The sequence below is a fragment of the Euzebyales bacterium genome (assembly GCA_036374135.1).
GTDB lineage: Bacteria > Actinomycetota > Nitriliruptoria > Euzebyales > JAHELV01 > JAHELV01.
In genome coordinates this window covers 17,923-34,085 of the sequence record DASUUK010000018.1, presented here as the reverse complement: position 1 = coordinate 34,085, position 16,163 = coordinate 17,923, and the positions used below count along the sequence as shown (strand labels likewise).

18 protein-coding genes and 1 pseudogene are annotated in these 16,163 nt (G+C 70.5%); 12 read left to right on the top strand and 7 right to left on the bottom strand.

Annotated elements, in window-relative coordinates; genetic code table 11:
* The 4 genes from VFZ70_02645 to VFZ70_02630 form a co-directional block, all read right to left on the bottom strand.
* Positions 1-618: glycine betaine ABC transporter substrate-binding protein (locus tag VFZ70_02645; GenBank protein ID HEX6254687.1), on the bottom strand; the 618-nt coding region annotated here is incomplete at its 3' end.
* Positions 618-1,220 (bottom strand): hypothetical protein, encoded by a 603-nt coding sequence (locus VFZ70_02640; protein HEX6254686.1) that lies wholly within the window; start codon positions 1,218-1,220, stop codon positions 618-620. The genes VFZ70_02645 and VFZ70_02640, both read right to left, overlap by 1 nt.
* Positions 1,217-2,782: a hypothetical protein gene (locus VFZ70_02635; protein ID HEX6254685.1), complete on the bottom strand. Its 1,566-nt coding sequence runs from the start codon at positions 2,780-2,782 to the stop codon at positions 1,217-1,219. Before VFZ70_02635 ends, VFZ70_02640 begins: the two co-directional genes overlap by 4 nt.
* Before the next feature lie 98 nt (positions 2,783-2,880).
* Entirely contained in the window at positions 2,881-4,017 is a 1,137-nt protein-coding gene (locus VFZ70_02630; protein ID HEX6254684.1) for a YbhN family protein, read from the bottom strand.
* A gap of 310 nt (positions 4,018-4,327) precedes the next feature.
* On the opposite strand from VFZ70_02630, the gene VFZ70_02625 reads away from it, so the two are divergent.
* The 6 genes from VFZ70_02625 to VFZ70_02600 all read left to right on the top strand — a co-directional run bounded on the left by VFZ70_02625 (position 4,328) and on the right by VFZ70_02600 (position 8,764).
* The gene (locus tag VFZ70_02625) at positions 4,328-4,942 is read left to right on the top strand and encodes a sulfite oxidase-like oxidoreductase (protein ID HEX6254683.1); all 615 of its coding nucleotides are present in this window, start codon (positions 4,328-4,330) and stop codon (positions 4,940-4,942) included.
* On the top strand, positions 4,930-5,652 hold the full coding sequence (locus VFZ70_02620) for a ferredoxin reductase (GenBank protein ID HEX6254682.1): 723 nt from the start codon (positions 4,930-4,932) through the stop codon (positions 5,650-5,652). Before VFZ70_02625 ends, VFZ70_02620 begins: the two co-directional genes overlap by 13 nt.
* A 169-nt stretch (positions 5,653-5,821) precedes the next feature.
* Positions 5,822-6,247 (top strand): hypothetical protein, encoded by a 426-nt coding sequence (locus tag VFZ70_02615; GenBank protein ID HEX6254681.1) that lies wholly within the window; start codon positions 5,822-5,824, stop codon positions 6,245-6,247.
* A gap of 131 nt (positions 6,248-6,378) precedes the next feature.
* On the top strand, positions 6,379-6,573 hold the full coding sequence (locus tag VFZ70_02610; GenBank protein ID HEX6254680.1) for a hypothetical protein: 195 nt from the start codon (positions 6,379-6,381) through the stop codon (positions 6,571-6,573).
* A 54-nt stretch (positions 6,574-6,627) separates the two neighbouring features.
* Positions 6,628-8,115 carry an aldehyde dehydrogenase family protein gene (locus tag VFZ70_02605; GenBank protein HEX6254679.1) on the top strand — a complete coding sequence of 496 codons (1,488 nt, stop codon included), beginning with the start codon at positions 6,628-6,630 and terminating at the stop codon, positions 8,113-8,115.
* 331 nt (positions 8,116-8,446) lie between these two features.
* Positions 8,447-8,764 (top strand): DUF5808 domain-containing protein, encoded by a 318-nt coding sequence (locus VFZ70_02600; GenBank protein ID HEX6254678.1) that lies wholly within the window; start codon positions 8,447-8,449, stop codon positions 8,762-8,764.
* 139 nt (positions 8,765-8,903) lie between these two features.
* Here VFZ70_02600 and VFZ70_02595 read toward each other — a convergent pair whose 3' ends face one another.
* Together VFZ70_02595 and VFZ70_02590 are read right to left on the bottom strand one after the other, a co-directional pair.
* Entirely contained in the window at positions 8,904-9,101 is a 198-nt protein-coding gene (locus VFZ70_02595) for a response regulator transcription factor (protein ID HEX6254677.1), read from the bottom strand.
* 117 nt (positions 9,102-9,218) lie between these two features.
* A pseudogene (locus tag VFZ70_02590) lies at positions 9,219-9,410 on the bottom strand (response regulator transcription factor).
* 180 nt (positions 9,411-9,590) lie between these two features.
* Here VFZ70_02590 and VFZ70_02585 point away from each other — a divergent pair.
* The 6 genes from VFZ70_02585 (at position 9,591) to VFZ70_02560 (ending at position 14,602) form a co-directional block, all read left to right on the top strand.
* Positions 9,591-9,824 (top strand): LuxR C-terminal-related transcriptional regulator, encoded by a 234-nt coding sequence (locus VFZ70_02585; protein ID HEX6254676.1) that lies wholly within the window; start codon positions 9,591-9,593, stop codon positions 9,822-9,824.
* An 85-nt stretch (positions 9,825-9,909) separates the two neighbouring features.
* Entirely contained in the window at positions 9,910-10,518 is a 609-nt protein-coding gene (locus VFZ70_02580) for a class I SAM-dependent methyltransferase (GenBank protein HEX6254675.1), read from the top strand.
* A gap of 83 nt (positions 10,519-10,601) precedes the next feature.
* Positions 10,602-12,290 (top strand): sulfate permease, encoded by a 1,689-nt coding sequence (gene sulP / locus VFZ70_02575; GenBank protein HEX6254674.1) that lies wholly within the window; start codon positions 10,602-10,604, stop codon positions 12,288-12,290.
* On the top strand, positions 12,287-12,550 hold the full coding sequence (locus VFZ70_02570; GenBank protein HEX6254673.1) for a metal-sensitive transcriptional regulator: 264 nt from the start codon (positions 12,287-12,289) through the stop codon (positions 12,548-12,550). The genes sulP and VFZ70_02570 overlap by 4 nt, the downstream gene beginning before the upstream one ends.
* Before the next feature lie 85 nt (positions 12,551-12,635).
* The gene (locus VFZ70_02565) at positions 12,636-13,973 is read left to right on the top strand and encodes an MBL fold metallo-hydrolase (GenBank protein HEX6254672.1); all 1,338 of its coding nucleotides are present in this window, start codon (positions 12,636-12,638) and stop codon (positions 13,971-13,973) included.
* A 56-nt stretch (positions 13,974-14,029) separates the two neighbouring features.
* Entirely contained in the window at positions 14,030-14,602 is a 573-nt protein-coding gene (locus VFZ70_02560; protein HEX6254671.1) for a rhodanese-like domain-containing protein, read from the top strand.
* Positions 14,603-14,661: 59 nt separating this feature from the next.
* Here the strand turns inward: VFZ70_02560 and VFZ70_02555 are convergent, their stop codons facing one another.
* The gene (locus tag VFZ70_02555) at positions 14,662-16,023 is read right to left on the bottom strand and encodes an MBL fold metallo-hydrolase (GenBank protein ID HEX6254670.1); all 1,362 of its coding nucleotides are present in this window, start codon (positions 16,021-16,023) and stop codon (positions 14,662-14,664) included.
* Positions 16,024-16,163 lie beyond the last annotated feature (140 nt).

Below are 16,163 nucleotides of genomic sequence, written 5' to 3'. Positions count from 1 at the left end.
CGCGAGCGTCAGCGATCCTCCGACGTCGAGCGGCACGAACCGTCGGAAGCGCAGGCCGTACACATCGGCGTACCCGATCATGCACAGCGGTCGCGTGGGGCACTCCGGCGGTCCGCCGAGCACCATGGTCGACGCGACCGGCCGCAGGTCGCTCACCGTGGACAGGCCGTGCCGCTCGGCCGTCTCCCGCAGGACGGCCAGGGCGTTCTGGTTCTGGGCGGGGGCTGCCTCGAGCACGGCGATGCCGCGCTCGGCGAACGCGGCGCGCAGGTGCCGGTGGGTCGCCACAGGATCGGCGGTCGCGAGCGTCGGGTCGCCGGTGAGGAACAGCAGCGCGGTGCCGGCGTACTCGGGAACGAGATCCACCACGCCCTGCTCGAGCGCGGGTTCGATGAGCTCGCGCGGCGCCCCGCCGGGGAGGCGTTCGGTGGGGTATCCCCAGGCGTCGAGCGCCTGTGCGTAGATCTCACTGACCAGGAGGCTCTCGGTGAAGTCGAACGAGGCGACGACGATCGAACCAGCCGGTTCGCGGGATGGCGTGACGACCTGCCGGGACGCCGTGCCTGTGCACCCGGCGACGCAGGCGATCGTGAGCACGACGATCACCAGGCGCCGCATCACCGATCGCACGACACGTTGGTCGCGCTGCCCTCGCCGCACGCGCCGAACGCGACGTCGCGCAGCCGGTCGACCTCGGTCCTGGGCATGAACGTCCAGGTCTGCGACGCCTCGTGCACGAAGGTCAGCCAGGCGTCACCCTGCGCATCGAACCGGTAGGTGACGCACCCACCGCCGAAGACGTAGAAGCGCTCACCCGCGTAGCCGGCCGCCACGCGTTCCACACGTTCCAGTCGCCGTGCGTCGCGTTCATCGGATGGCACGGCTACGGCGTCCCCGACGTCACAGCTCGAGGTGAACCGCACCTCGAGACGGAGCGGAGCGGCGGTATCGGAATCCGGGGCCGGCCAGTCACCGACGAAGGCGAACCGCGCGCCGTCGCTGTCGATCCGCATGTCCTCCATGAACAGGTCGGCGGGCAACGCCTCGGCGTCGATGCACGGGACGAGATCGGCGTCCGGGACCGACTGCGCCATGAGGAAGGTGGTCCTGGCACCGACCTCGCCGCACTTCGGCATGCGCAGGCTGACCAACTCCTCGGCGCCGCACCCCGCCACGAGCAGTGCGAGGATGACGACCACAACGACGTGCCGTGCCCTCACAGCAGCCCCGTCTCACGCAGGCTGTCGAACAGCGCCACCGCGCCCAGGACACCGCCGACCACAACGGCAATCGTCAGGCCGATCCGGCGCATGCTCCAGCGCTGCACCCGGATGCGTGGACGGGGGGGTGCGAGCTCGCGGAACTGCGCGAGCAGGTCGCGACCGTCCGCGCGCATCATGCGGTGCAGCGACGGGCGTGTCGCCTCGGACGTCGCCGCGAATGCCTCCGCGACGTCCTCCGGCGTGAAATACCGCAACGCGTGGCGGTACACCGTCGGGGCGTCGGTCCGCAGCGCGAGCACGATCATCATCGCCGCGAGGTCCACGGCCTGACGCCAGGGGCTCGGCCTGATCTGCCCGAACGCCGCGTCGATCATCACGACCGTGCCGTCGGCACGCACCATGACGTTCGCGGGCTTGATGTCCCGGTGCGCCAGGCCCGCGTCCCACAGCAGTCGAACGACACGTAGCCCGTCGTCGATGGTGGCGCCAGTGATCTCGGCGTCGTTGCTCTCGCGCGCGTCGCCAAAGAATTCGGTGACGAGCACGTACTCACGCTCGGGTGTCAGCTCCACGAACCCGTGTGCCGCTGCGACCGGCAGCCCCGCGTCGCGCATCACGCGCAGCATGTAGTCCTCCTGCTGGACGAGCCGGCGCACGGTCGAGAAGGGTCGCTCGTCTTCCAGCCGCCCGTAGCGCAGGGTGCGCCCCAGCTTGTACCAGCGGTCGGCACGCATGTGGCTCGCGGCGTACAGCTTGCCGAACACCACGGCTCCGTCGTCGAGCACGATCCGCAGCGGCGTCGAGCCGAACGACTCGGTCAGGTTGAACGGCGCGACCTCGCGTGCCGTCATCCCCAACTGGTCCTGCAGCGCCGTCCGGATCGCGCGCAGCCTGCGTTCGTCGATCGTCAGGTGTGCTGCTCGACCACGGCGGTACACGAGAGGAAACAGCTCGTCGGGGACGAACACCCGGAAAGCCACGAGCGGGATCGTCACCCCGACCACCACCGCCGCGATGACCCCCGTCGGGTGGTCGACGGCGAGGTAGAGCCGCGCTACCGCCAGCAGGGCGACGGGCAGCATGATCGCCCGTTTCGCCAGGTTGCGTGCGGCCCCGTGCGGAGCCAGCGCGTAGACCATGGCGACCATCGCGAACGCCAGCAGACCCAACGGCTTCGACGGTTGCGAGAACCCCTGCCACACGCCGAGGATCTCCACGCTCACGGGTCGCTCTCGCGCGATCATGAGCACCAGCGCATCCATCAGCTCGTCGTAGATCGCAAATGACACCAGCAGCACGAACAGGTGACGCCACCGGCGGAAGACGACCAGGACGAGGATCGTCGGCCACAGCAGCACGCGGATGGTCCACGGTGAGCCGAGCGTCTGCAGGCCGCGCATCACAGGCGTCAGTGCGTCGACCCGCAGTTGGGCGAGCCCTTGCAGTACCGCCTCGTCGACGCCCGTCATGACGGCGGCGACCGGAGGGATGAACCAGACGAGCGCGCCGGGGAGCAGGACGATGGCCAGCACCAGCCACGCCGTACCACTGGTCGACAACGCCCCCCTCGGGAGCGGCGCCGGCTCACCGGACGGCCGGCGGCGTCGCCGCCGCGCACCCGTCGGCGGAGCGACGACGGCGTCGGGGTCCGCCGATGTCATGACGGACCGGAGGACGGTTCGACTTCGGCGGTACCGGCCGAGCGACGGCCATCGGTGGCGCGCCACCACACGTAGCAGCCCGCGCCGATCGGGACCTGGACGAACAGCGTGAGCACCCGGAACACCAGGACCGCGGCCACGACGGGCGCCCGCGGACCGCCCGCCACGACGAGGCCGGCCGTCAGTGCGAGCTCGACGACCCCGAGCCCGCCAGGGGTCACCGGCAGCGCGGTGACCAGCCGCGTCAACGCGAAGATCGACAGCACCTGCGCCCACCCGACCATCGCGTCCGACACGTCCATGTGTCGGAGCGCCAGCAGCAGCACGACGTACAGGGACAGGTGACTGACCACGGTCGCGACGGTCAGCACGAGCCAGCGATCGCGCAGCAGGTCGATCGTCTGGTGCCGGAACTGGACGAAGGTATCGGCCCACGGTCCGCGCTCGTCGCGACGGACGACACGCAGGAGCGGGCGCGCGAGCCGCTGCGCCCACTGGCCCATCCGCGCGGCGAGGTCGTCGCTGCGCAACACGAGGGCGAAGACCGCGACCGCGACGAGGAGGGCAGCGACACCGGTCCCCGCCGCGACCAGCTCAGCGGTCGTCGAGTCGCCCATGACCGCGAGGATCGCCAGTGCGACCACTGGCAGGCCGAGCTTGACGAAGTTGTTCCAGATGCCCGTCAGCACCGTGGCGAGGCCGATCTCGGCTCCTGAGTGGCCCAGTGACGAGTACATCGAGTAGGTCATCCCCACGCCGAGCGCGCTGCCCGCCGGCAGCGTCGCTGCCACCGCCGTGGACGACTGCCCGACGATGAACGCATCGCGGTACGTCAGCCCCGGCATCGCGGCCATCATCACGAACAGATAGGTCGCGATGTTCCAGCCCGCCGCGAGCGCGAGCGTCAGCAGTTCGAGCCAGGACATGTCCAGGATCGCGGCCCACACCTGGGACCAGTCGACCAGCGAGCGCCCGGCCCACAGGATCGCGGCAATGACCGCGATCGAGGCGACCGACCGGAGCCAACCGGGCAGCCCTCTCGAGCGTCGATGCGACCGGCGTCCTGCGGGCGTGGTCGTCGACCCGTCGGCATCATCGACGTGCTCGACCGTCGCGCCATCGCGCGTTGCCACGGTGTTCCGCTCTCCTGCCATCGCTCGTCGAAGGGCGCGTGCGGGCCCGTGCGGCGACCCTACGGACGTCGCCCGCCGCGCCGCATCGGTGAGATCGCCAGTCCTGGGCGCGGTGACCGTCGTCAGCGGCTGCGCGCGCCCGCCCGTCCGCGCGGGGTGGGTCGACGGCGCCCGAGGCTGCGTCAGTGGGCGTCACAGGCCCGCACGCTGACAGGTGGACCAGCCGTTTCACGACAGTCAGGTGACTGGTGACGCGGCCGGTGTCGGGGTGCACACTGATCGGGACGACGGTCCGGCCGGGAGCGGTCACATGGCGACGTTCTTCTCACGCGGGTTCGGCGGTCGTCGGCGGGTGGCCGAGGAGTACGCGGACAGGTTGCCGCCCGGTCAGTACGTCGAAACCGGCTTCCCGGTGCTGACGGCCGGTGTGACACCGCGGATCGGGGATGACGACGACTGGGCGCTGACTGTGGACGGCATGGTGGCCGAACCGCGCTCGTGGACGGCCGGGCAGTTCCGCGCGCTGCCGTTCGAAGCGATCCACACCGACCTGCACTGCGTGACGAAGTGGTCGAAGTTCGACACGACGTTCCGAGGCGTGTCGCTGGACGTGCTGCTCGACGAGGTCGAACCTCTTGGCGCGTTCGCGATGGCCCACTCGCATGGTGGGTACACGACGAACCTGCCGGTCGAGGACCTCGTGGACGGCCGGGCGTGGATCGTGACCGAGTTCGAGGGTGAGCCGTTGCCGCGGGCGCACGGTGGACCGGTCCGCCTGCTGGTACCGCACCTGTACCTGTGGAAGAGCGCCAAGTGGGTCGCGGGGCTCCGGATCATGGACCATGATGAGCCGGGGTTCTGGGAGGCCAACGGCTACCACAACCGCGGCGATCCCTGGCGCGAGGAGCGGTATTGGAACGACTGACCACGTTCGCGCCGCGAGCGCCGGGCCGATGGCAGATCGGTACGGTGTCGGCGATCCGGCGTGAGACCCCCCGCGTCAAGACCTTCCGCATCGAGCTACCCATGTGGATGCCGCACCTGCCGGGCCAGCACTACGACGTGCGGTTGACGGCGCTGGACGGGTACACCGCGCAGCGCTCGTACTCGGTGGCGTCGTCGCCGCTGGACGAGGGCGGCGTCGAGTTGACGATCGATCGGCTCGATGAGGGTGAGGTGTCGACCTACTTCCACGACGTCGTGGTCGAGGGTGACCAGGTCGAGGTGCGAGGGCCGTTCGCGTCGTACTTCGTGTGGCGTGGCGAGTCGCCGGCACTGCTGGTCGGTGGCGGGTCCGGTGTGGTGCCGCTGATGGCGATGCTGCGCCACAAGCGGCGGACGACGCCGGGCTCGACGATGCGGCTCGTGTACTCGGTGCGGACGGTCGAAGACGTCATCTACGCCGACGAGCTCGACGGCGATGCGCTGCTGACGTACACACGCGAAGCACCGGATGGCTGGACGGGCCACACCGGGCGGATCGACGCCGACCTCGTCGCGACCACCGGCATCAGCTCGGGCACCGCGTTCGTGTGCGGGTCGAACGCGTTCGTCGAGGCGGCCACCGAGTTGCTCGTCGACGTCGGGTTCGACGCGGGCGCCATCCGCACCGAACGGTTCGGTCCCACGGGCTGACGTCGCCTCGGTGCTGCGACGCGCCGATGACGTCGTGTGGTCATTCGCTGAGACGTCGCGCTGCTACGGAGGCACGGCACGGCGCGATGATACGTACGCATTTTCGTATCTCCGCGCGCATCCATGGCTCTCTTCCCTCGAACCCGTTCAACTCACGGAAGGTGAGGACATGACACTGGAAGTTCCCGCAGGCTCCGGCCTTGGTGGCTCGGTCGCGATGCAGGTGCTCGACAACTCCGGCGGCGAGACCCGCGTGCTGGATCTCAACGAGCCCTGGACGATCCGCGTGCGCATCGAGTGGGAGGACACCTTCAACCTGCTCGTCAACACCTCGTTCGAGGTCCATGCGTTCGTCGAGTCCATCGGACCCGGCCCCGAGGAGTTCCTCGGTTCGAACACCGTGACCGTCACCGGCACCGGCACCTACACCGTCGACATCAACGTCGGACCCAACCAGCCGCAGTTCGGTGGTCCGCCCGCCATCTCGTCGCTGTACAAGGTCGCCGTCGTCGCCGAACACCGCAACAACGCGAACAACGAGACCATCATCGCCGGCTTCGCGGAGGCACCTGCCGTCCACCTGCGCAACCCGTAGGTGACATCAGCGCGCCAGAGCGCACACACGTCCCGCCGACCCCCGTGGTCGGCGGGACGTGTGCCTACGTACGCCACATGTCCGGCAATGTCGTAGCATGCACGGCCGCCCACCCGAGCGACGGAGCTGCGATGGCAGAACACCACGAGTTGATCGTCGACGCGGACAACGGTGCCGAGATCGTGTTCGTCTGCCCGGAGGAGCAGTGCGGCCGGCGGGTCGTCGTCAACCGTACGCGACGGGACTACACGGTGATCCAGACCGGCGACTTCTTCGCGACGCACTCCGGTGCCGTCGGACCGCTGAAGATCCGCGCGCAGGTGTGACGGCTCCGTCCGGTCGCTGGTCCGGCGGATGAGCCGCACCCGGAACTCCCGCTGATGGTCGAGATCGACACCTACTGGCGCAACTACATCGGTGGGCGGTGGGTTGACGCGCGTGACGGGCAGCGCACGACGGTGCTGGACCCGGCGACCGCCGAGCCACTGGCGGAGGTCGCGTTGGCGTCGGCGCGCGACGCCGACGATGCGGTCGCGGCCGCGCGGCGGTGCGTGGACTCGCGGGCGCTGGTGTCGGTGCGACCGGTCGAGCGGCTGCGGTGGGTGACCGGCGTCGGCCGTGAGCTCGCGGCGCGGCGCGACCGGGCGGCGCATGTGTTGAGCCGGGACTCCGGCAAGGCGCTGTCGGAGGCGTACGTCGAGGTCGACGGGACGATCCGCTACTTCGAGTACTACGGGTCGCTGGCCGACAAGCTCGAGGGCGCCTACATCCCGCTGGGTGACGGCTACGTCGACTACACCGTGCCCGTGCCGCACGGCGTGTCCGCCCACGTCATCCCGTGGAACTACCCGGCGGAGATGGTCGGCCGGGGCACCGCACCGGCGTTGGCCGCGGGCAACGCCGTGGTGGTCAAGGCGCCCGAGCTCGACCCGTTGGGCTGCCATGTGATCGCCGAGGCCGTCGAGGCGGCCGGCTTGCCCGACGGCGCGTTCAACCTGATCACCGGCGCCGGCGCGGACGCCGGCGCGGCCCTGGTCCGCCATGCCGGGGTCGACCAGATCGTGTTCACCGGGTCGGTCGAGACCGGCCGGTCGATCCTGCACGCGGCGGCCGACCGCATCGTGCCAACGGTCATGGAGCTCGGTGGCAAGTCCGCCGCCGTGGTGTTCGATGACGCCGATCTCGACGCGCTCGTCGACTCGACGCGGTGGGGCATCTTCATGAACGCCGGGCAGGTGTGCTCAGCCATGTCGCGGGTGGTCGTGACGCCGGCGGTGCACGACGAGGTCGTCGACCGGGTGGCCACGCTGTGCGCGGGCCTGCGGGTGGGCGCGGGGATCGACGACGCCGAGCTGACACCCGTGGTGTCGGCACGCCAGCTGGAGCGGGTCACCGGCTTCACGGAGCGGGCCCTCACGTCAGGCGCGTCCGCGGCGACCGGCGGAGCCGCGCTCGACCGGCCGGGGTGGTTCATGGCGCCGACGGTGCTGGTCGACGTCGATCCGTCCGCCGAGGTGGCACGCGACGAGGTCTTCGGCCCGGTCCTGTCGGTGCTGCGCGCCGGATCGGCGGACGAGGCGATCGCGATCGCCAACGGCACCGAGTACGGGCTTGCGGCCGGGGTGTTCACCCGGGACCTGGACCGTGCGCTGTGGACGGCCGACCGGCTGGTCGCGGGGCAGGTGTTCGTCAACGAGTGGTACGCCGGCGGCGTGGAGACGCCCTTCGGGGGCGTCAAGCGTTCCGGGTTCGGCCGTGAGAAGGGCCAGGAGGCGATGCGCAACTACGTGCAGACCAAGAACGTCGGCATCCGCATCGGCGAGCCCCGCACCAGGGTGCCGTCGATCCCCTCCCAGTGGAACGTGTGATGCGGAACGCGTTGATCCGGTTCCAGAGATCTTCTACGTCAGGAACCACCGCGACTCCAGGCTGGCAGCCGTTGCGTGTCGGCGACTGGCAGGTGTCGGTGAGACTGCTGAGATCACGTTGCGCCGACGGCTGACAGGCCGCGGTGACCATGGGCGGACCGTTCGGCCGCCCGCGGGGGACCGAACGGTCCGCAGATGACGCACCTTCGACTCGGGCGTCGGCATCGATCGCGCGTGACCTTGGCAAGGTGGCGGCTCGTGCGGACGACCGTCCGGAGCCGTCCACGCCGGCCACGACGGTGGAGATCGTGGCATGACCGAGGAGGAGCCGATGGACGACCACGAACAGCAGTCGGACCACGACCGGGACGGCGGCCACGAGCGGCGACCCCTGCGTGCGCTGATGAAGGCCGCCGGCTTCGCACTGGTGGCGATGGCGGTGATCAAGGAACTGCGCGCTCCCGCCGGCCAGCGCACCTGGCACGGTCAGCTGATGGGGTTCGTGCCCTACGACCTGCGGCGGCCGACGTTGCAGCGGCTGCGGGCCGCATGGTGGAACCCGGACGACGAGCGGCTGTTCACGCCGCGTCCGTTCGGCGTCGGTTGGGCACTCAACCTCGCTCGGCTCCGACGCCTCGTCGCCGCGTGACCGGGCGAGTCCCATGACGTGATGACGAGCTGGAAGAGGAAGGGGTGACGGTGGCGAACACGGACGCACCGACGTCCGAGGAGCGCGCTCACCGACGCGCCAGATGTCTGTCAGGGCTGATCCGGCACCGGGCGGCAGATCAGGCGCCCGGCGTCACCAGGCCTGATTCGTACGCGGCGACGACCGCCTGCACGCGGTCCCGCAGCGACAGCTTGGTGAGGATGTGGGAGACGTGCGTCTTGACCGTCGTCTCCGAGACGTGCAGCCGCCCGGCGATCTCGGCGTTCGACAACCCCTTCGCCACCAGCCCGAGGACCTCCGTCTCGCGATCGGTCAACGCGTCGAGCCCGATGACGCCGTCCGAGCGCGGGCGGCGCGCGAACTCGGCGATCAGCCGCGCGGTGACCGACGGTGCGATCAGTGCGTCGCCGGCGGCGACGACGCGGACGGCGTGGACGAGTTCGTCGCCGCCGGCGTCCTTGAGCAGGAAGCCGCTCGCACCGTGGCGCAGCGCTCCGTAGACGTAGTCGTCGACGTCGAACGTCGTGAGCACGACGACCCGTGGATCCGCTAGTTCGTCGGTGATGCGCCGCGTCGCCTCGAGTCCGTCCATCTCCGGCATGCGCACGTCCATCAGCACGACGTCGGGGCGGTCGTGGCGGTCGCCGGCATGATCTCAGTGTCTCCGTGAGGACGAACGGGTGTGCCGGTCGTCGGGCCGCCGTGGCGCCCCGACGACCAGCGCGCCGGTCCCTGAGCGGGTCAGTCCGCGGGGACGGGCACTCATCGTCGGGCGGCCCGGATCCATCGGCCCGATGTGATCCTGATGGACATCCGTATGCGGCGGATGGATGGACTCGAGGCAACGTCGGCGATCATCGCCGACGCCGACTGGCCGGTCGCCCGCGGGGCCAACAACGCGGAGATCTCCAAGGAGCTGTGCATCGGCGCCGCCACCGTCAAGTCTCACGCCTCCAGCCTGTTGACCAAGCTCGGTCTCCGCGGCCGGGGCGCAACTCATCGTCTTCGCTTACGAGAGCGGCATCGACGAGGCCGGTGAGCACCAGATCGGTCATTGACGACCGGTGGGAGGCACGTGCTGGCACGCCGGTAGTGTCGCAGGGATCGAGCGCAAGGAGCGAACGGTGGCACACGCACACGACCGGGACCGCGTCCTGACCTGGCCACGCCTCTACGACTGGTCCGGCCGGTGGTGCACGTTCGGCGCCAGGGATCGTGCGATGGCGCGAGGTGCCGGGCTGGTGGCCGAGCACGCGCCGCGCGCGGTGCTCGACGTGGGCAGCGGCACCGGGGCGCTGTCCTTCGCCCTCGCGCGCAGGATGCCCGGCGGCGATGTCGTCGGCATCGAACCGAGCGAGGCGATGGTCGCGTACGCCCATGCCAAGGCCGCGCGCCTCGGCCTGGATGTCGACTTCCGCCAGGGGTACGCCCAGGATCTGCCGGTCTCCGACGATGCCGTCGACGCGGTCACGATCTCGCTCGCGCTGCATCACGTCGCTGAGGACCGGGTGCCCGATGCCCTGGCCGAGGCACGACGGGTGCTACGCCCCGGCGGTCTGTTGTTCGTGATCGAGTTCGCACCGGTCGGGCGCGTCGCGCCGCTGCTGGTCGGCCGACACGGCCCGTCCGTGTCGGACTTCGTCGAGCACATCCGCGGGGCGGGGTTCATCGACGTCCGGGTGGGGCGGATCAGCCCGCGGGTGCTCGGCTTCGTGTCCGGTGTGGCGTCATAGGCCCCCGCGCGCGGCGGGAAAATACCCACGGGGGTATGGTGGCCCAGTCGTCGTAACCTCCCGATCCGGGGGAGCATGTTGGCATGACCTGGGTGCGGACCGCACTGCGCAGCGATCTCGCGGCGGGACTCACGGTCGCGGCCATGCTCGTGCCGCAGGCCATGGCCTACGCACTGCTCGCGGGGCTGCCGCCACAGGTCGGGCTGTACGCGTCGACCGTGCCGCTGCTGGCGTACGCCGTGATCGGCACATCGCGTCAGCTCGCGGTGGGTCCCGTTGCGATCGTCTCACTGCTGACCGCCTCGGCGCTCGCCCCGATCGCCGAGGAGGGCTCCGAGGCCTACGTGGCGGCCGCCGGCCTGCTCGCGCTCGTGGTCGCGATCGTCCACCTCGTGCTGGGGGCCGGTCGACTGGGCTTCCTCGTTCGGCTGCTGTCGCACCCGGTGCTGGTGGGCTTCACGGCCGCCGCTGCGTTGATCATCGGTACCAGCCAGCTCAAGCACGTGCTCGGCACCAGCCCGGAACCTGGTGAGAACTGGCTGGCGAGCATCGCCGCGGTGGCGGCCACCGTCCCCGACACGCACCTGCCCACGCTCGCGGTCGGCGCCGGCGCGGTCGCGTTGATGGCGGTGCTGCGCCGGCTCCGCCCGACGCTGCCGGCCGCGCTGATCGCCGTGGCGGTCACGACGGTCGCGTCGGTCGTGTGGAACCTGCCTGCCCGGGGCGTCGCGGTGGTCGGCGACATCCCGCGCGGGCTGCCACCGCTCACGCTGCCCAACGACCTGTCGCTCGCCATCGACCTCGTACCCGCCGCATTCGCGGTCACGCTCGTCGGCGTGCTCGAGTCGATCGCCATCGCGAAGGTCTACGCCCGGAGGAACCAGCAGGACGTCGATGCGAACCGTGAGCTGCTGGGACTGGGCGCAGCCAACCTCGCGTCCGGACTGGTCGGTGGGTATCCCGTGACGGGTGGGTTCTCGCGCACCGCCGTCAACGCTGAGGCCGGTGCGAGGACGCGCGCCGCGGGCGTCATCACGGCTCTGATCATGCTGCTGGTGCTCGTGGCGCTCACACCCTTGTTCACGCAGTTGCCGCAGGCGACGCTCGGCGCCGTCGTCCTGCTGGCCGTCGCCGGGCTGATCGATCTCGACGAGGCGCGTCACATCGTGACGGTCAAGCCCCCCGACGGGTGGACCCTGGCCGGCGCATTCGTCGCGACCCTCGCGCTCGGTGTCGAGCTCGGGATCGCGGTGTCGGCGATCGGGTCGGCGGTCGTCGTCTTCGCGCGGATGATGCGCCCCCACACGGCGGTGCTCGGCCACCTTCCCGACGCGGACGCCTACCGCAACGTCGAGCGCTTCCCCGAGGCCGAGCAGACCGATGGGGTCGTCGTGGTCCGGTTCGACGTGTCGCTGAGCTATCTCAACGCCGAGTTCATGAAGGACCGGATCCGGCACGTGATGGACGCCGCCACACACCCGCGGGCGCTCGTGCTGGACATGTCGGGCGTCAACGACATCGACTCGAGCGCGGTCGAGACGCTGACGGAGCTGATCGACGAGCTCGCGGACCGAGGCGTGGTGGTGCACCTCTCCGCAGTCAAGGGGCCGGTGCGCGACGTGCTGACGCGTACGGCGGTGCCCGACCGGCTCGCCGGCACACACGTGCACATCCGCGATGCCGTCGCGGCCGCCGCTCCGACATCGCGTCGCGACAGAGTGACCGGGCAGATGTCCAGCCAGCCACCCTGCGACCGGAAGGCCACCACGTGAACGTCGACAGACTCGACCGGTCCGAGGTCGCGGCGCTGCACAGGCGGCTGCGGCGGATAGAGGGGCAGATCCGTGGACTGCAACGCGGCCTCGAGGAGGGCGGTGACTGCCGCGACGTCCTGCGCCAGTTCACCGCCACGTCCAACGCGCTGCGCGCCGCCGGGATGGTGCTTGCGGTGACCGCCTTCGAGGCGTGCCTGCAGGAGGGCGACGACGTCGATGCGGAGGCGCTGCGGCGGACGCTGATGTCCATGTCCTGAGCGCCCCGACGCGGAGTTGCGTGCAGATACCCTGGTGGGTATATTTGTCCGTATCAAAAGTACGGCTATCACGAAGGGCTGCGCGATGCGCGTCGATCCGTTCAGGACCCCCGGCCTCGGTGACCAGACCTACCTGTGGACACACGACGGCGTCGGTGTGCTGGTCGACCCCCAGCGCGACGTGGACCGGTTCCTCGCCGTCGCCGACGAACGGGACGTCGAGATCCGGTTCGTGCTGGAGACGCACCTGCACAACGACTACGTGTCGGGTGGCGTCGAGGCCGCCCGCCGCACGGGTGCCGAGCTGGTCGTGCCAGCGGCGGCGGCGCCGGCGTACGACCACCTGCCCGCCTTCCACCTGGAGGCGATCGGCGGCGGAGGCTTCGACATCCGCCCCCTGCACACGCCGGGGCACACGCCCGAGCACACCAGCTACGTCATGCTGATCGATGGTGCTCCCGTCGCCGTGTTCAGTGGTGGCAGTCTGCTCGTCGCGTCGGCCGGGCGGCCGGACCTGCTGGGGTGGGCGCGTGCGCGCTCGCTGGGCAGGCTGCAGTACACGTCCGTCCGCCGGCTCGCGGCACTGCCTGACGACGTCGCCCTGTACCCGACCCACGGAGAGGGCTCGTTCTGCACGGCGAGCAACGCCGGCCGCTACACGTCGACGATCGGCGACGAGCGCCGCACCAACCCGGTGCTGCAGGTCGACAGCGCCGACGCGATGGCCGACCTGCTGCTCGCCCGGCCGATGCCGATCCCGAGCTTCTACGCGCACATGGGGCCGTCGAACACCCTCGGCGTCCCCGACATGCGTTCGCCGGTGGTGCCCACCATGTCGGTCGCGGCGCTCGACCTGTTTCCCGACGACACCCGTGTCATCGACATCCGCCCGCGATCGGTCCAGGCCGGCGGGCTGCTGCCCGGCTCACTGGCCATCGAGCTCACCGACGACTTCGGGTCGTGGGTCGGATGGCTCACGCCGCACGACGCGCCGATCGTGCTCGTCGCCGGTCCGGACGATGACGTGGCCGAGGCCGCCACCCAGCTCGCACGGATCGGCGTCGACGATGTCCGCGGCGTGATCCGCGAACTGACCGGCGCGCAGCTCGTGGGCTTCACCCTGCTCGACCTCGGCGGGTTCGTGGCCGACCTCGACGCCGACGCGCAGTTGCTGGACGTCCGCATGGCCAGCGAGCGCGAGGAACAGCCGCTGCCGGGCGCACACGAGCGCTTCCTGCCGGACCTCGTCGCCGAAGGCCTGCCCCCTGGCATCGACGCAGGTCGCCGTGTCCACATCGTGTGCGGCTCCGGCCGTCGTGCGGCGATCGCGGCGTCCGTGCTGGCCTCGGGCGGCATCGAGGCCGTGACGCTCGATCGCGACGGGGCCGCCGAGCTGACGGGCCACCTCGCGCCCGCCGCCTGACCGTCCGCGATCCGCAACCCCGCCAACCCGACCCCACCCGTCGAGGAGCATGATCCATGTCAACCCAGACGATGACCGACACGACCCGACTGCGCTCGGCGCTGGCCGACGACCCCGACACGCTCGTCGTCGACGTCCGCACCCCCGCGGAGTTCAGGGCCGGTCACATCCCCGGAGCGATCAACCTTCCACTCGACCAGGTCGACGCGCACCTGCGGCGCATCGTGGCCGACGCTGGCGGGCACATGGTGCTCGTCTGCCAGTCCGGCGGCCGCGCCAGCCGGGCGTGTGAGAAGCTGACCACCGCCGGTCTGGACGATGTCGAGGTCCTCGAGGGCGGTATGACCGGTTGGACCGCCGCGGGTGGGCCGGTCGACCGCGTCGGCGACGGCGCCGGATGGCCGATCGAGCGTCAGGTCCGGCTCACGGCCGGGGGGATCGTCTTCGTGTCGATCCTCGCCAGCATCGTCTGGCCCCGCGCCAGGTTCGTGGCCGGTGCGGTCGGTGCCGGTCTGACCTGGGCCGGCCTGAGCAACTCCTGCGCCATGGGTGCGGTGCTGGCCCGCCTGCCGTTCAACGCCGCGCCCACCGCGGACATCGACGACGCCCTCGCCCGCCTCTCCGGATGACGGCGGCCACGGCCGACGGCCAGCGCGGACGGGACACGACGTGCCCGGCGGCCCGACCTTCAGCCTGAGGTCGTGAGCCCCAGTGCGTCGGCGCGCTCGTAGTCGTCGTCGATCAGCACGGGGTCGCGGCCGGCGCGGGCCAGCAGCGAGGCGGCGATCGAGGCGCGGTAGCCGGACCGGCAGTGCACCCACACCTCACCACCGGGCACCTCGGACATGCGCCGGTCGAGCTCGTGGAGCGGGACGTGGGTGGCACCGGTCACGCTGCTCTCGGACCACTCGTCATACCGTCTGACGTCGAGGATCGTCGGTCGATCGTGGTCGCTTCCCAGGTCCGCCACGTCGGCGAAGTCGACGACCCTGTAGCTGCGCCGCCGCCCTCCGCCCGCGAAGGCGTCGATCCCCCCGTCCGCGGCAGCCGCAGGGCGTTCGATGCCGATGCGGACCAGTTGGCGCTGGGCCTCCGCGATGTCATCGCCGGTGTCGCCGACCAGCGTGACCGGCATGTTCCACGGCATGAGCCAGCCCAGGTACGTGGAGAACGAGTCGTCCAGCCCGATGTTGACCGTGCCCTGCAGGAAGTCGGCGGCGAAGACCGTCCTGTCCCGCAGGTCGACGACCCACTCCCCGCTGTGGATGCGGGCCCGGATCTCCGCCGGGTCCGCCGGTGCCGGTGGTGACAGGTCGATCGGCTCTGGGCCCAGGCGGTTCCGTGGTGCCATGTGCACGTAGTACCGGGGATAGGCGTCGAGCCCGCTCAGCAGGCGCTCGACGAAGTCGTCCTCGTCGGTGAGTGTGAGGGCAAGGTTCTGCTTGCGCTCGTCACCGATCGTCGACGTGTCGCCCGCGTCGACCACTGCCGAGGAGCAGAAGCTGCCGAAGCCGTGGGTGGGCATGACGGCGACGTCGTCGTCGAGCAGGTCGGCCAGGCGGCGGACCGACCTGTGCTGCTGGCGGGTCAACTCGTCAGCCATCGCCCGGGAGATCAGGTCCGTGCGGCCGACCGTCCCGTACAGCATCGATCCGCCGGTGAACACCGCGACGTCGTCCCCGTCGGCGCTGACGACGTAGGACAGATGGGTCGGCGTGTGGCCCGGTGTGTGGACGGCGCGCACCGTCATCGCGCCGACGTGGACCACGTCGCCGTCGGCGACGGCCACACGATCGAAGGTCACCTCATCGTCGGCATGCAGGTGGTACGCCGCACCTGTCGAGCGGGCCAACTGGTAGCCGCCGGTGATGTAGTCGTTGTGCACGTGGGTCTCGAACACGTGGGTGATCTCGACCCCCCGGTCAGCGGCGACGTCGAGCACGCGGTCGATGTCGCGTTGCGGGTCGATGACGGCGGCGACGGTGCCGTCGGTCACGACGTAGCTGCGGTCGCCAAGGCTCGTCGTCTCGATCGTCGCGATGTCGACCATCCCGCACTCCTGGCTGCAGTCTCGTCCGTTGCGTTCGCCGTCGATGCCCGCTGGGTTCCTCCCGGGGTGCCCGCGGCGCTTGACAGGCGATCGAGAATAGGGCAAGCATAGTACGAACTTTTTGTGCGGACCAGTGACCC

Bases quoted from the DNA above. Each gene is read 5' to 3' on its own strand.
- VFZ70_02605 (HEX6254679.1), top strand. From the start codon at position 6,628: ATGGTCGAGATCGACACCTACTGGCGCAACTACATCGGTGGGCGGTGG.
- VFZ70_02615 (HEX6254681.1), top strand. From the start codon at position 5,822: ATGACACTGGAAGTTCCCGCAGGCTCCGGCCTTGGTGGCTCGGTCGCG.
- VFZ70_02555 (HEX6254670.1), bottom strand. From the start codon at position 16,023: ATGGTCGACATCGCGACGATCGAGACGACGAGCCTTGGCGACCGCAGC.
- VFZ70_02610 (HEX6254680.1), top strand. From the start codon at position 6,379: ATGGCAGAACACCACGAGTTGATCGTCGACGCGGACAACGGTGCCGAG.
- sulP (HEX6254674.1), top strand. From the start codon at position 10,602: ATGACCTGGGTGCGGACCGCACTGCGCAGCGATCTCGCGGCGGGACTC.
- VFZ70_02560 (HEX6254671.1), top strand. From the start codon at position 14,030: ATGTCAACCCAGACGATGACCGACACGACCCGACTGCGCTCGGCGCTG.
- VFZ70_02625 (HEX6254683.1), top strand. From the start codon at position 4,328: ATGGCGACGTTCTTCTCACGCGGGTTCGGCGGTCGTCGGCGGGTGGCC.
- VFZ70_02585 (HEX6254676.1), top strand. From the start codon at position 9,591: ATGGACATCCGTATGCGGCGGATGGATGGACTCGAGGCAACGTCGGCG.
- VFZ70_02565 (HEX6254672.1), top strand. From the start codon at position 12,636: ATGCGCGTCGATCCGTTCAGGACCCCCGGCCTCGGTGACCAGACCTAC.
- VFZ70_02600 (HEX6254678.1), top strand. From the start codon at position 8,447: ATGGACGACCACGAACAGCAGTCGGACCACGACCGGGACGGCGGCCAC.